The sequence below is a fragment of the Rhodococcus baikonurensis genome (assembly GCF_040489275.1).
Classification (GTDB): Bacteria; Actinomycetota; Actinomycetes; order Mycobacteriales; family Mycobacteriaceae; genus Rhodococcus_F; species Rhodococcus_F baikonurensis.
Genome location: NZ_JBEUOQ010000002.1, coordinates 278,833 through 292,074, shown reverse-complemented (window position 1 = coordinate 292,074; position 13,242 = coordinate 278,833). Strand labels below are relative to the sequence as shown.

Genomic DNA, 13,242 nt, shown 5'->3' with positions numbered 1-13,242 from the left:
CGCACAGCAGGCTAGGCCCTAGACTGAATCCCGTGACTGTCTCCACTGCTTACGAAGACCTCCTCCGGCTCGTCATGGAGACGGGTACCGCCAAATCCGATCGAACCGGAACCGGCACCCGCAGCATCTTCGGTCACCAGATGCGCTTCGATCTTGCCGACGGCTTTCCGCTCGTCACCACCAAGAAGGTCCACCTCAAGTCGATCGTCAACGAGCTCCTGTGGTTCCTGCGCGGCGACTCCAACGTGGCGTGGCTGCACGAGAACGGCGTCTCCATCTGGGACGAGTGGGCCGACGAGAACGGCGAACTCGGTCCCGTCTACGGCGTCCAGTGGCGCAGCTGGCCCACTCCGTCCGGAGAGCACATCGACCAGATCACGCAGACCGTCGAGACCCTGCGCTCGAATCCCGATTCGCGGCGGATCATCGTCTCGGCGTGGAACGTCGCCGACATTCCGCAGATGGCGCTGGCGCCGTGCCACGCTTTCTTCCAGTTCTACGTCGCCGACGGCAAACTCTCGTGCCAGCTGTACCAGCGCAGCGCCGACATGTTCCTCGGCGTTCCGTTCAACATCGCCAGCTACGCACTGCTCACCCACATGATGGCCCAGCAGGCCGGACTCGACGTCGGCGAGTTCGTCTGGACCGGCGGTGACTGCCACATCTACGACAATCACGTCGACCAGGTCACCGAGCAGCTCGGTCGCGAGCCCCTCCCGTTGCCGACCCTGAAATTGAACAAGCGCGACTCCATCTTCGACTACACCTTCGAGGACGTGGAGATCGTCGACTATCAGCACCACCCCGCGATCAAAGCGCCGGTAGCGGTCTGACGATGCCCGATCGCACAGTCAACCTTGTCTGGGCGCAGGCCCATGACGCCGTCATCGGCGCCGACAACACGATCCCGTGGCGCGTCTCCGAGGACATGGCTTACTTCAAACGCGTCACCATGGGACATCCGGTGATCATGGGGCGGCGCACCTGGGACTCCATTCCACTGAAGTTCCGGCCGTTCAGCGGGCGTCGGAATATCGTTGTCACGCGCGATCTGCAATGGAACGCCGAAGGCGCCGAGGTGGTCCACAGTCTTCACGACGCCCTGGCGTTGCCGGACGGCGACGTCTTCGTCGTCGGTGGCGGGCAAATTTATTCGGCTGCACTGCCATTCGCGACGCATCTCCTGGTGACCGAGATCGACCTCGACATCGCCGGTGATGCCTTCGCTCCCGAGATCGGCCCCGAATGGAACCTGAAGTCCGACGAGCCGTGGCAGACCTCGGAGAAGAGTGGGCTGCGCTTCCGCTGGCTGGAATACACTCGCTGACCGACTTCCGCCGATAACGAGGCACCTCGCGAGTGAGTCGGTCATACTCCTAGAACGACATTCACCGCTTTCGAGAGGTCTTCGATGGACAAGAAATCACTGACCGCTCTCGCTCGTCAACAGCTGAAACTGGCGGGCTCGGCGACCAGCGGTCGCAGTTCACAAACCGTCTACGGCGGCCACCAGCGCAGCCTGCGACAGACGGTTATCGCGCTGAGCGCCGGCAAGAGCCTCGCCGAACACGACAGCCCGGGCGAAGCCACCCTGTTGGTCCTGAGCGGGAAGCTGAATCTTGTGTGTGGGAGCGACCAGTGGAAAGGATCCACCGGCGATTTCCTCACCGTTCCAGCCGACCGGCACAGTGTCGAAGCGCTCGAAGACGTTGCATTTCTACTGACCGTCGCGATGAAGGGCTGAAGTCGGTAGCGTCTTCCGCGTGAGCGAAACCGTGATCGAAGTGTCCATCGTCGCAGCCCCGTCCGTACTTTGGCCCGCGCTGCGCGACCCGTCGCTGATTCGTCGTTGGTTCGGCTGGGAGTACGACGGACTCGACGACGAAATCACCCAGATCTACTCCACCGCTGATGCCGACCCCGAAGCGTTGACGCTGAAACTCGGAAACGGCGACCGTTTCTCACTTCTCGAACAGGACGGCAAGACGGTCGTCCGCATCGATCGTCCGGCCAAGTCCGCCGACGACGACTGGTACGACGACATCACCGAGGGATGGACGACGTTCCTCCAGTTGCTCAGATTCGCAGTGGAGCACCACGGACTCGCTGAGCGAAGAACCATCTATCTCGACGGCCTACTGCTCCCCGGCGAGAACGTGGCAACCGTCCTCGGGCTCATCGAAATCGAATTGGCAGCGGGAAGTCGGTACGCGGCGACAATCGCTCCCGGCGACTATTTCGAAGGCGTCGTCGACTACGTCACCGATCACCAATTCGGGTTGACAGTCGAAGATCTCGGCCCTGGTCTACTCTCCGTGGCGACCCAGTCGGTGACTCCGCAGCGGCCCGACGGAGGCATGTCGATCCTGCTGACCACCTACGACCTGAGCGATGACGAGTTCGACGAGATCAAGCATCACTGGACTTCGTGGTGGGAAGGCCGCCGTCAGGGTGGCTGACGTGCGGTGAGGCGATATGCTTCGACCATGGTCGAAGCATCGGGTCACAGTCCGGCACGCACGTTCGGCGAGTTGCTCGACCGCCTGGGCGATTCCAACGCCGACATCCCGACACTCCACCGTCTGCTCGAGGCGGTCCTGGTCGTCGGCTCCGGCCTGGACCTCGACCTGACGCTCCAACGGATCATCACCTCTGCGACAACGGTTCTGGATTGCCGCTACGGCGCCCTGGGAGTCGCGGCGCCGGGGGGTGGGCTCTCGGAATTCGTCTACGAGGGAATCTCCGGGTCCCAACGCGCGACCATGGGACATTTCCCCGAAGGTCATGGCGTTCTGGGTGTTCTGATGAATCATCCGCAGACGTTGCGTGTGGCGCATCTCGGCGATCATCCCGAGTCCGTCGGTTTCCCCGCGAATCATCCACCGATGGAGAGTTTTCTCGGAGCGCCGATCATGATGCGAGGAAAGGTGTTCGGAAGCATCTACCTGACCGAGAAACGAGGAAAAGCCGAGTTCACGCAAGAGGACGAGGTCATTCTCGAAGCCCTCGCCATTGCAGCCGGCATAGCTGTGGAAAACGCACGACTGTTCGAGCAGTCTCGAACTCGTGAAAGATGGCTCACCGCAACATCTGCCATCCGCTCGCGGTTGCTGGCCGGTGACTCACTCGAGGACGGCCTACAACTTCTCGCGAGCCGCGTTCGGGATCTGACCGGCGTCGACGACGTGATCGTGGTGATCTGCGAGAACGGTTACGCCCAGGTCCACGCCGCGGCCAGCGCCCGTACCACGTCACGCGGGGTCAGAATTCCAGCAACGACCTATCCGTTCGACGTTGTCCGAAGCACCCGAAAGCTACAGGTACTCACCACTTTAGGCGCGCTCACGGAACTCGTGCCGTCGGCCGGGAGTGCGGTCGTGGCACCGATGTGCGTCGCCTCGGGCGTAGTCGGCGCGGTCATCGTGGCGTCGAATTCCACCAACACACACTGGGATCACGACGAACTGACCCGGATCGAGTCGATGGCCGAACTCGGCTCCGTTGCAATCGAGTTCGATGAGAAGCAGAAGGCGCAACGCCTGCTGTCGGTCCTCGCCGACCGCGATCGCATCGCACGAGACCTGCACGACAACGTCATCCAGAGACTGTTCGCGAGCGGAATGAGCTTGCAGAGCACGCTTCCGGACGAGACCCTCCCCGAGTCGGCGCGCGCGATTGTCAAACGATCTCTCGAACAGCTCGACAAGACCGTCCGCGAGATCCGGACAACGATCTTCGATCTGCAGACTCCCACTGCTGCCGGGACGTCGAGCCTGCGACGACGCCTCCTCGATGTCATCGGCGATGCCACCGCCCAGTCCTCCGTGACCCCCAGCGTCCAATTCTCCGGCGCCATCGACACTCTGGTGAACCCCGGGATCCACCAGCACGCCGAGGCTGTACTGCGAGAGGGACTGAGCAACGTCCTTCGGCACGCACACGCACACCACATCACCATCGCAGTGACCGCGGATGTCGAATTCGCCATCACGATCGAGGACGACGGCGTCGGACTCCCCTCCGACTTCCACAAGAGTGGACTTCACAATCTCGAGCGCCGTGCCGAACATTGCGGCGGTACGTGCACGATCGTCAACCACGATCCGAGCGGTGCACGTCTGCTCTGGCGAGTACCGCTCGGCCGCACCAACTCGAATCGACCGAAGTCCAGTCGATAACCTATCGACTGCCGCTGCGGATTTCGGTGGCCAGCACCGCAGCCTGAGTACGACGCTGCATGCCCAGCTTCGAGAGCAGACGCGTCACGTAGTTCTTGACCGTCTTCTCCGCGAGGAACAATCGCGCGCCGATCTCCCGGTTGGTGAGTCCCTCTCCGATGAGGTCGAAGACTGCTCGCTCCTGATCGGAAAGTTCGGCCAGTGGATCAGCTGTACGGTCGCTACGGATCCGCTGCATCAGCGCCTCGGTTGCCCGACTGTCGAGCAGTGAACCGCCGCGCCCGACTGTGCGGACAGCAGCAACCAGATCGGTTCCAAGGATCTGTTTGAGGACGAATCCAGAAGCGCCCGCCATGATCGCGTCGAGTAGCGCCTCGTCGTCCGCGTACGAGGTGAGCATCAGGCAGCGCAGGTTGGGCAGCATCGAGCGGAGTTCGCGGCACAGCTCGACGCCGTTGCCGTCAGGCAGCCGCACGTCCAGAACAGCGACGTCGGCATTGCTCTGCGGTACCGCCGCCAGCGCTTCCCCCACCGACGCAGCCTCGCCCACCACCACGAAGTCCTCGACCCCGCCGAGCAGATCGAACAATCCGCGTCTGACGATCTCGTGATCGTCGACCAGGAATATCCGCGTTGTCATCGAACCCCTCCAAAAGACATCTCACGTCGAACGGTACCGGAGATGGTGGACTCAGAACTCATGGAATACATTCTCTTCACTTGTTGACGTGACGGACGATGAGAACCGGGCAATCCGCAGTGTGCAGGAGCGCCCGACTGGTCGATCCGAGGAGCATTCCCGCGAATCCGCCGCGCCCGCGACTGCCGACGACTATCAACTGCGCCGTCTCCGCGTACTCGCTCAGAACTCGGACCGGACGGTCACGCGCGACGACTCTCTCGACGACGACGTCCGGGTAACGCTCGGTGAATCCGGCCAATTGCTCGGCGAGGACAACTTCCTCACCCGTCTGGATGCTGCTCCACAGCGGGTCGTCGGGGGTGGCGCCCAGCGAGGGCTGCACACTCACGTCGCTCCACACGTTGACGGCAATCAAGGTGGCGCCCCTCGCGGATGCCTGCTCGAAAGCGTGCTCGATTGCCTCGATGCTGCTTTCGGATCCATCGACACCGACCACGACGGGCCCTTCGGTCGGCGGTCGACCGTCGAGCGTCCGTCCTCGGACAACTGCCACCGGAGATTCGCCGTGCGAGACGACCGAGACCGTCGCGGAACCGACGACCAATCCGGTGAATTCGCCGTGTCCGCGGGGTCCGAGCGCAATGATGTACGCGCTCTTGGACAATTCGATCAGCCGATCGGAGACACTGCCGTCGAGAAGTTCGGTGACGATCTCGAGGTCGTCGTCGATGCTTTGCCGCGCAAGGATCTGCGCACTGTCCAGACGAGCGGTGGCAGTGCGTCGCAGTTCGTCCTTGAAACTCTCGGCGAGGTACGGCTCGGAGTAGTAGAAGGCAGGGATGTGCACCACCGTCGCGATGTGGAGCGGTCGACCGAGCGCCACTGCCGTCCTCGCCGCCCAGACGACAGCCGACGACGCCGATTCCGAACCGTCTACCGCTACGACGACGGGTTTGGTTGCACTCATGTTCGTCCCTCCACAATCGACCACAGAATCTCTTCGCCCCCACACTATTGCCCAATGACGGCAAAAAGGATTCATCAGCCGACGCGAGTCCCGAATCGGACATTCGGTGTTCGAGTGGACTGCGGCAACGGCCCCGCCAACATCCCTTTCGGGCGTCAACGAGGCCACCGGTGCCGGATTCGCACGCAAACCCTGGCTACTCGATCCACGTTAGGCGAAGAACCCGACCGGTCAGAAGTGAAAAAAGTCCTGTCAACAAGCGCCTAAATTCGGGTTTCGTGCGCAGGAGATCCCGAATCACCCGCTGTGCGCCTTTATTAACCGCCGGCGGTTAATAAAGGCGCACGGCAGGGTCAGTCACAAATCTTGCGGAACTTCTCGATCAGCTGCACTCGGCCGTTACGGTCGGCTGCCAACGGCGTGACGTTGAGCGTCGTGACACCGGCTTCGGCGAAGGCCGCGACGCGTTCCTTGACGTAGCTCTCGGGACCGATCAACGACACGGCGCGAACAAGATCGTCGGGGACGGCTGCTGCGGCCTCGTCCTTCTTGCCCGCGAGGTACAGGTCCTGAATCTTCTCGGCAGCTTCTTCGTAGCCGTAGCGCACCGCGAGATCGTTGTAGAAGTTCTTTCCCTTGGCGCCCATACCGCCGATGTACAGCGCGAGGCTCGGGCGTACCCAGTCGAGCATGTGGTCGACGTCGTCACCGATGGCGAGGGCCGGCGACGCGTACACCTGGAGCTCGCCGAGGCTCGGATCACGCTTGGCCTTGCCCTTGGCGATCGGCTCGCCCCACACGCTGGCCGCCTTCTCCGGATGGAAGAAGATGGGCTCCCAGCCTTCGGCGATCTCTGCCGTCAGCTCGACGTTCTTGGGTCCGAGCGAAGCGATCAGGATCGGGATGCGCTCACGCACAGGATGATTGATCAGCTTGAGCGGCTTGCCCAGCCCGGTGCCCTTCTCGGCGGGGAGCGGAACCTGGTAGTACTTGCCCCGATATTCGACCTTCTCGCGGCGCCACACCTTGCGACAGATTTCGACGACCTCACGGGTGCGTCCCAGCGGGGCGTCGTACTTGACGCCGTGGAATCCCTCGATCACCTGCGGTCCAGAAGCACCCAGGCCCATCACGAAGCGACCGTTGGAGACGAAGTCCAGGCCCGCTGCCGTCATCGCGGTCAACGAAGGGGTACGGGTGTAGATCTGGAAGATTCCCGAAGCGAGTTCGATGGTCGACGTCTTGGCCGCCAGGTAGCCGAGCTGGCTGACGGCGTCGAACGAATACGCCTCCGGGACGAAGGCGATGTCCAGGCCCGCCTTCTCCAGGTCACCGACCTCTTCGACGGTTTCGGCGAACCCGCCGCTGTAGTTCAAACCCATACCGATACGCACGTTGTAACCCCAATCCTGACGATTGCTGCCGTGTGCGACGCGCACACGAGCAGTGGTACTCCCATCGAACACTTACTCACATCGAACACTACGGAACCTGAGTCCGCATTCATGTGACTACCCCGTTCAAATTCGATGACCGAAATGAACGGGGTAGCGGGAGAACCTGGAGAAAGTCAGGATTCTTCGGGGCGAACCACCATGACGGGGCACTTGGCGGAAGCGATCAGAGTGTTGCTGGTCGAGCCGAGCAACATGCCGCGGAATCCGCCACGGCCACGGCTGCCGACCACGACGAGCTGCGCTTTTGCCGACCAGTCCAACAGCCGTCCGCGCGGGTTGTCGAGATAGACCTCGCGCCGGACCTTGACGTCCGGGTACTGCTCGGACCAGCCTGCCAAGCTCTCACTCAGTACGGCGTGTTCTTCCTCTTCGAGGGACTGCGGTGCCAGTGCTGCTGCCCTCGGGTCTTCGAATGCCGCGCTGCCGAGGTCACTCCACACGTGTAGAGCCACCAACTCGACTCCGCGGAACGACGCTTCCTCGAAGGCCGCACCCACGGCCTGGGCGCTCAATGCGCTGCCGTCGACACCGACCACGACCGGCCCCTCCGAGGGCACTGCACCGTCACGGTCCCGTACGACGATGACCGGACACTTGCCGTGACTGGCCACCCCGACCGCGGTGTTGCCGAGGACGGCCGTCGCGGCTTTGCCCGAAGCAGACGCTCCGACAACTACCCGCCTGGCTTGTGCAGAACTCTCGATCAGCCACTGAGTTGCGCTGCCGATGGCGATTTCGGTGTGAACTTCGAGTTTCGGATCGATCTCACGGGCGAACTGTTCCGCCTCCGCCAAGATCGCTTTTCCTGCCTCCTCGACCCATTCGTACACCCCACCCGCGTCGACGTACGGTCCACCGAAACCGTACGGCGCGAAGTCGAGAGCGTGGATGATGTCGAGTCGCAATTCGCGCTGGGCGGCGATTTTCGCGGCCTCGCGGAGCGCAGTGGACGCCGTGTCCGACCCCTCGACTCCGACAACAACACTGTTATGTTCGCGTGAACTCATGTGCCCACCTTCCTGAAGAAGTAACCGAGCCACTTTCACTCTAACCATCCCACTTGTCCGGCTTTTTTGGGGTCGCCCCCTCCTCATTTCCGGGACTTAAGTCCCCGAAACTGTTGACGGATAGGAGAATTAGCAGAGCACTCAGGACCAGGTGTGAACAGGATCTCCCGTGCGCATGTTCTCCACGTAACCCCGGAGCATTCCGGTGAGCGCCGTCGAGCGGTCCGCGCCCGAGGCCTCCTCCCGCGCCACGTGCTCTCGTTGCCAGGCGGCACCCGTCTGCCGATTCATGCACCGCCCCTCGATGACACCGAGGTAGCGATCGCGGGCAGCGGACGACAATCCGAAGTCCGCCAAACCCTCGTCCGCCAACGGCAACAGCCTTCGCAGGACCAACTCGTCGGCGCCGACCCACCCGATCTCCGGCCAGTACAGGGTGGCGTCGAGTCCGTACTTGGCACCGATGTGCAGGTTCTCTTCCGCCGCGTGGAAAGACATGTGAGACCACAGCGGCCGATCCGCGTTCACCAGTGCGCGAACGGTTCCGTAGTAGAAGGCCGCATTGGCCATGATGTCGACGACGGTCGGTCCCGCCGGCAGCACCCGATTCTCGATACGCAAGTGCGGCTTGCCATCCGAGCAGTCGTACACCGGCCGATTCCAGCGATAGACCGTGCCGTTGTGCATCTGGAGCTCGCTCAACTCCGGAACCCCACCCGCAGCGAGCACCTCCAGCGGATCGGTGTCCGACACATCGGGGAGCAGGGCCGGAAAGTACCGTGAGTTCTCTTCGAACAAGTCGAGTACCGAGTGGATCCATCGCTCACCGAACCACACTCGCGGGCGCACACCTTGGTTCTTGAGCTCGAAAGTTCTGGTGTCCGTGGCCTGTTCGAAGATCGGGATGCGCGATTCGTGCCAGAGTGCCTTACCTGCCAGGAAAGGAGAATTGGCCGCCAACGCCACCTGCACGCCGGCCAGACACTGCGCGGCGTTCCAGTGCGCGGCAAATTCTTCCGGCGCGACGCGCAGGTGCAACTGCATGGACGTACATGCCGCCTCCGGCACCACCGAATTGGTGTCGGCCCGAAGAATTTCCACGTCGCCACCAGGCAGCGCGACGCCTTCGACGTCGAGTTCGATGTCTTCTCCTCGCGCGGCAAAGATCTGCTCGTTGAGCAATTCGTAACGCGGGTTGGCGGTGATCCACTCTCGATCGAGATGCTCGAGCTGCAGTGTCGGCAACATCCCGATCATCACCATCTCGGCGTCGTGAGCGTGGATTCGCGCGTCTGCGACATCGAGGGACGCCCGCAGTTTCTTCTCCAATTCGAAAGTCGCGTCGCCGGTGAGTGGACCGGGCTCGACGTTCATCTCGACGTTGAACTGTCCGAGCTCGGTTTGGAAAACCGCAGCGTCGTCAATGGATTCGAGTACTTCACGATTCGACATCGCCGGAGCCATGTCCCCGTTCACCAGGTTGAACTCGATCTCCATGCCCAGCAGTGGGGCAGGCTTGTCGACGGCGTCCCGGAAGTCGCCGCCGTCAAGCATCTGCTTCATGGCGTCGACGCACGCGCGCACCTTCTGACGAAAGAGCCTGCGGTCTGCTCTGGTGAATTCTCTCGCCGTGACCTCTGCACCCATCGCACGTTCCCCCTTCGACGATCAACGTCACTGAAGGCTATCCGGCCGGTGTCACCGACAAACGAGAACTGCGGTGGCTCCAGGAAGAATTTCCCGGCGCCACCGCAGTTCTACAAGACGTTTTCTTAAGAGTTGTCCACCCAGGTGACAGCGACGCCACGAGCCTGCAGCCATGCTGCCGGATCGACCTTTGCGCCGTTCTCGGCGACCTCGAAGTGCAGGTGCGGGCCGGTGGACTGGCCACGGTTACCGACGGTGGCGATCTGCTGGCCGGCGTTGACGCGCTGGCCGACGTTGACCTGGTAGTCGTTGACGTGGCCGTACGTGGTGACCGTACCGTCGTCGTGCTGGACGCGAACCCAGAGGCCGAAACCCGACGCCGGGCCGGCGTCGATGACCTGGCCGTCGGCTGCAGCGAGGATCGGGGTGCCGATCGGGGCCGCGATATCGAGACCGCCGTGGTGTGCTCCCCAACGAGACCCGAACGTGGAGGTCAGCGTTCCGGACACCGGCTGCACGGTGCGAGCGGTCGTGCCGGGGTTGATCCCCGCGAGGAACTGCTGTGCCTGCGTGTTGAGGTCGGCAGCAAAATCGGGAAGCTCGGGAATGTCGAGAGCGGGAAGCGCCGCAAGCTCAGCCGGAACGACAACGCCCTCGGGAAGCAGGCCCTGCGGGATCTCGAAGCCGGCGATGGTCTGCGTTGCCGGCGCCGCAGCAGCGGTTCCTGCACCCATCTGGCCTGCACCGACGAGAAGCGCACCCGTAGCCGCAGCTACGACACCAGCCTTGACACCGGCACCAGGGCCAGCCGACGGGGTGCGGTGGCGGCCGCTTGCTGCCTCGGGATCGATCTCGAAGACAACATCGTCATTGCCCGTGCGGTGGTGGTTTCCCACAGTGTGTACTCCGTCAGTCGTCGGCGTGCAGCGTCCTTCTGATGAAGCCCGCTCCTCTGTCTGCCGAAGAATGTAACAGTTTGATCAAGGCGGCCGCCACCGTTACCCGATCTTGACCAAAACTATTTGTCGCCGTTCTGTCGGCTGGCGTCCAGTTCTGACTTGAATGCGTCGTATCGTGCCCGGTGAGCGGGTCGGCGCCGAATGATCGCCCAGGCGATACCCAGAACCACGAACCAGATCGGTGTGACGACAAGTGCCTGCAAGGTGTCGTCCTTGGTTGTCAGCGCCCAGAGAATGAAGACGAAGAACGCGAGCACGACCCAGCACATCACGATGCCGCCGGGCATCTTGAACTTCGACGCCTCGTGCAGGTGCGGGCGACGCTTCCGGTACACCATGTAGCTCGCCAGGATGATCGTCCACACGAACATGAAGAGCAGCGCCGAGATGGTCGTGACGACGGTGAAAGCCTCGATCACGGAATCACCCGAGAACAGCAGGATCAACGACGCCAGCAGGAAGATGCACGAGAACATCAGGGCGTTCGCGGGGACCTTGCGTGAGTTCAGCTTGCCGAGCGCCCTCGGTGCGTCGCCCTCCTGCGCAAGGCCGAACACCATGCGCGAGGTGGAGTAGATGCCCGAGTTGGCGGAAGATGCGGCGGAGGTCAGCACGACGAAGTTGATGACCGAAGCAGCAATGCCGAGACCGGCCAGGGTGAACATGGCGACGAACGGGCTCTTGTCTGCGCTGATTTCGCGCCACGGAGTCACCGCGATGATCACGGTCAGTGCAACGACGTAGAACAGCAGCACGCGAATGGGGATGGAGTTGATGGCCTTCGGCAGGTTCTTCTCCGGTTCCTTCGCCTCGGCCGCGGTGGTGCCGACGAGCTCGATTCCCACGAAGGCGAACACGGCGATCTGGAAGCCGGCCACGAAGCCCATGAATCCGGTCGGGAACATGCCGCCGTCGTTCCAGAGGTTGTCGATACCCGAGGTGGCACCGTTCGGCGCCGTGAACCCGGAGACGACCATGACGATGCCGACGATGATCAAGCTGACGATGGCGATGATCTTGATCAGCGCGAACCAGAACTCGGTTTCACCGAAGGCGCGAACGGTCGGGAGGTTGAGCAGCAACAGCGCCGCGATCGTCAACAATGCGGGAATCCACGCTGCCAGACCTGGCCACCAGTATTTGAAGTACCCGGAAATCGCGATGACGTCCGCGATGCCGGTGACGATCCAGCAGAACCAGTAGGTCCATCCGGTGAAGAACCCTGCCCAGGGGCCCAGCAGATCCGCGGCGAAGTCGGAGAACGACTTATATGCCATGTTCGAGAGCAGCAACTCCCCCATCGCCCGCATGACGAAGAAGAGCATGAAGCCGATGATCATGTACACGAAGATCACGGAAGGCCCGGCGAGCGAGATCGTCTTACCCGATCCCATGAACAGTCCGGTGCCGATGGCCCCACCGATGGCAATCAGCTGGATATGTCGGTTGGACAGCTGACGTGAGAGGTGGGGGTCTTCGCCGGACGGCTTCGTCAGGTCTGGTGTATTCGCGTGGTCGGACACGGAGGATCCCCCTCGTCGTTCGGTTCATCCGGAGCATCGAAATCGTGCCCATCGGGGGAACCTCGGAAAATGTGCCCTCTCAAAGTACGCGTGCACTGGCTCACATCAAGCATCGGAAAGCCGACGCCGATAACCTGTCGAGGTGAACACTGACAGCACGGCCCATCAAGACGGACATATCGCCGCGACGCTGTTCGATTTCTCCGGAACCCTCTTCCGTCTGGAGGAGAGCGACGACTGGACCGAGCACCTCGTCGATCACCAGGGCGATCCCCTCGACGTGCACGCTCAAGCCGAGCTCATGCGTCGGATGACCGCGCCGGTGGGCCGAACCGTCGAAATGGACGAAGCCGGGATCTACGCGTGGGAGAACCGCGACCGGGATCCGAAGTTGCATCGTCAGGCTTACCTCGACGTGTTGAGCAAGTCCGGAGTGCCCGATCCGGTTCGCGCCGAGGCTTTCTACGCGCTTCTGGTCGATCCGGACCAGTGGTCGCCGTACCCGGATACCGGAGAGGTCCTGAAGTCGTTGTCGGAGAAGGGCATACGCACCGCAGTACTGAGCAACATCGCCTTCGACATCCGTCCGGCGTTCGTCGACCGCGGCTGGGACGTCTGGGTCGACGAGTTCGTACTGTCATTCGAGGTGGGCGCAGTCAAACCGGAACCCGCGATCTTCGAATACGCCCTGGCGCAGCTGGATGTGGATGCAGCACAGACCCTGATGATCGGCGACAGCGACGTCGCCGACGGCGCTGCCCGAGACGTCGGTTGCCAGTTCGCCCTCGTCGATCCCCTGCCGACGACCGAACGCCCGCACGCGCTACTCGACGCAGTTCGAAAGTTCGGCCTGCTGTAAGG

The 13,242-nt window shown here is 62.5% G+C and carries 13 protein-coding genes; 6 read left to right on the top strand and 7 right to left on the bottom strand.

The window, feature by feature from the left end:
* The first annotated feature begins 32 nt into the window (after nt 1–32).
* The 5 genes from ABWI03_RS05565 to ABWI03_RS05545 all read left to right on the top strand — a co-directional run bounded on the left by ABWI03_RS05565 (nt 33) and on the right by ABWI03_RS05545 (nt 4,178).
* Entirely contained in the window at nt 33–833 is an 801-nt protein-coding gene (locus tag ABWI03_RS05565; RefSeq protein WP_095971110.1) for a thymidylate synthase, read from the top strand.
* Nucleotides 834–835: 2 nt separating this feature from the next.
* The gene (locus tag ABWI03_RS05560; RefSeq protein ID WP_298777394.1) at nt 836–1,327 is read left to right on the top strand and encodes a dihydrofolate reductase; all 492 of its coding nucleotides are present in this window, start codon (nt 836–838) and stop codon (nt 1,325–1,327) included.
* A gap of 84 nt (nt 1,328–1,411) precedes the next feature.
* Nucleotides 1,412–1,744: a cupin domain-containing protein gene (locus tag ABWI03_RS05555; protein WP_003946336.1), complete on the top strand. Its 333-nt coding sequence runs from the start codon at nt 1,412–1,414 to the stop codon at nt 1,742–1,744.
* Nucleotides 1,745–1,763: 19 nt separating this feature from the next.
* Nucleotides 1,764–2,459, top strand: a complete 696-nt coding sequence (locus tag ABWI03_RS05550; protein ID WP_298777391.1) for a hypothetical protein — start codon at nt 1,764–1,766, stop codon at nt 2,457–2,459.
* 27 nt (nt 2,460–2,486) lie between these two features.
* Complete coding sequence (locus ABWI03_RS05545) at nt 2,487–4,178, top strand: sensor histidine kinase (protein ID WP_124567483.1); 1,692 nt, start codon at nt 2,487–2,489, stop codon at nt 4,176–4,178.
* 1 nt (nt 4,179) lies between these two features.
* Here ABWI03_RS05545 and ABWI03_RS05540 read toward each other — a convergent pair whose 3' ends face one another.
* The 7 genes from ABWI03_RS05540 to cycA form a co-directional block, all read right to left on the bottom strand.
* Complete coding sequence (locus ABWI03_RS05540; RefSeq protein ID WP_019744786.1) at nt 4,180–4,818, bottom strand: response regulator; 639 nt, start codon at nt 4,816–4,818, stop codon at nt 4,180–4,182.
* Nucleotides 4,819–4,894: 76 nt separating this feature from the next.
* Nucleotides 4,895–5,788, bottom strand: a complete 894-nt coding sequence (locus ABWI03_RS05535) for a universal stress protein (protein ID WP_095971114.1) — start codon at nt 5,786–5,788, stop codon at nt 4,895–4,897.
* Nucleotides 5,789–6,141: 353 nt separating this feature from the next.
* Nucleotides 6,142–7,182: an LLM class F420-dependent oxidoreductase gene (locus ABWI03_RS05530; protein ID WP_296552594.1), complete on the bottom strand. Its 1,041-nt coding sequence runs from the start codon at nt 7,180–7,182 to the stop codon at nt 6,142–6,144.
* Nucleotides 7,183–7,358: 176 nt separating this feature from the next.
* Complete coding sequence (locus ABWI03_RS05525) at nt 7,359–8,252, bottom strand: universal stress protein (RefSeq protein ID WP_007727672.1); 894 nt, start codon at nt 8,250–8,252, stop codon at nt 7,359–7,361.
* 141 nt (nt 8,253–8,393) lie between these two features.
* Complete coding sequence (locus tag ABWI03_RS05520; RefSeq protein WP_095971115.1) at nt 8,394–9,899, bottom strand: glutamate-cysteine ligase family protein; 1,506 nt, start codon at nt 9,897–9,899, stop codon at nt 8,394–8,396.
* A gap of 125 nt (nt 9,900–10,024) precedes the next feature.
* Complete coding sequence (locus ABWI03_RS05515) at nt 10,025–10,795, bottom strand: M23 family metallopeptidase (protein ID WP_095971116.1); 771 nt, start codon at nt 10,793–10,795, stop codon at nt 10,025–10,027.
* A gap of 122 nt (nt 10,796–10,917) precedes the next feature.
* The gene (gene cycA, locus ABWI03_RS05510; RefSeq protein WP_298777388.1) at nt 10,918–12,381 is read right to left on the bottom strand and encodes a D-serine/D-alanine/glycine transporter; all 1,464 of its coding nucleotides are present in this window, start codon (nt 12,379–12,381) and stop codon (nt 10,918–10,920) included.
* 142 nt (nt 12,382–12,523) lie between these two features.
* Here cycA and ABWI03_RS05505 point away from each other — a divergent pair, with 142 nt between their 5' ends.
* Nucleotides 12,524–13,240: an HAD family hydrolase gene (locus ABWI03_RS05505; RefSeq protein WP_166809429.1), complete on the top strand. Its 717-nt coding sequence runs from the start codon at nt 12,524–12,526 to the stop codon at nt 13,238–13,240.
* The last annotated feature ends 2 nt before the right edge of the window (nt 13,241–13,242 follow it).

Excerpts from the sequence above, each read along its gene's own strand:
- ABWI03_RS05560 (WP_298777394.1), top strand. The coding sequence starts at position 836 with ATGCCCGATCGCACAGTCAACCTTGTCTGGGCGCAGGCCCATGACGCC.
- ABWI03_RS05555 (WP_003946336.1), top strand. The coding sequence starts at position 1,412 with ATGGACAAGAAATCACTGACCGCTCTCGCTCGTCAACAGCTGAAACTG.
- ABWI03_RS05545 (WP_124567483.1), top strand. The coding sequence starts at position 2,487 with ATGGTCGAAGCATCGGGTCACAGTCCGGCACGCACGTTCGGCGAGTTG.
- ABWI03_RS05540 (WP_019744786.1), bottom strand. The coding sequence starts at position 4,818 with ATGACAACGCGGATATTCCTGGTCGACGATCACGAGATCGTCAGACGC.
- ABWI03_RS05535 (WP_095971114.1), bottom strand. The coding sequence starts at position 5,788 with ATGAGTGCAACCAAACCCGTCGTCGTAGCGGTAGACGGTTCGGAATCG.
- ABWI03_RS05525 (WP_007727672.1), bottom strand. The coding sequence starts at position 8,252 with ATGAGTTCACGCGAACATAACAGTGTTGTTGTCGGAGTCGAGGGGTCG.
- ABWI03_RS05520 (WP_095971115.1), bottom strand. The coding sequence starts at position 9,899 with ATGGGTGCAGAGGTCACGGCGAGAGAATTCACCAGAGCAGACCGCAGG.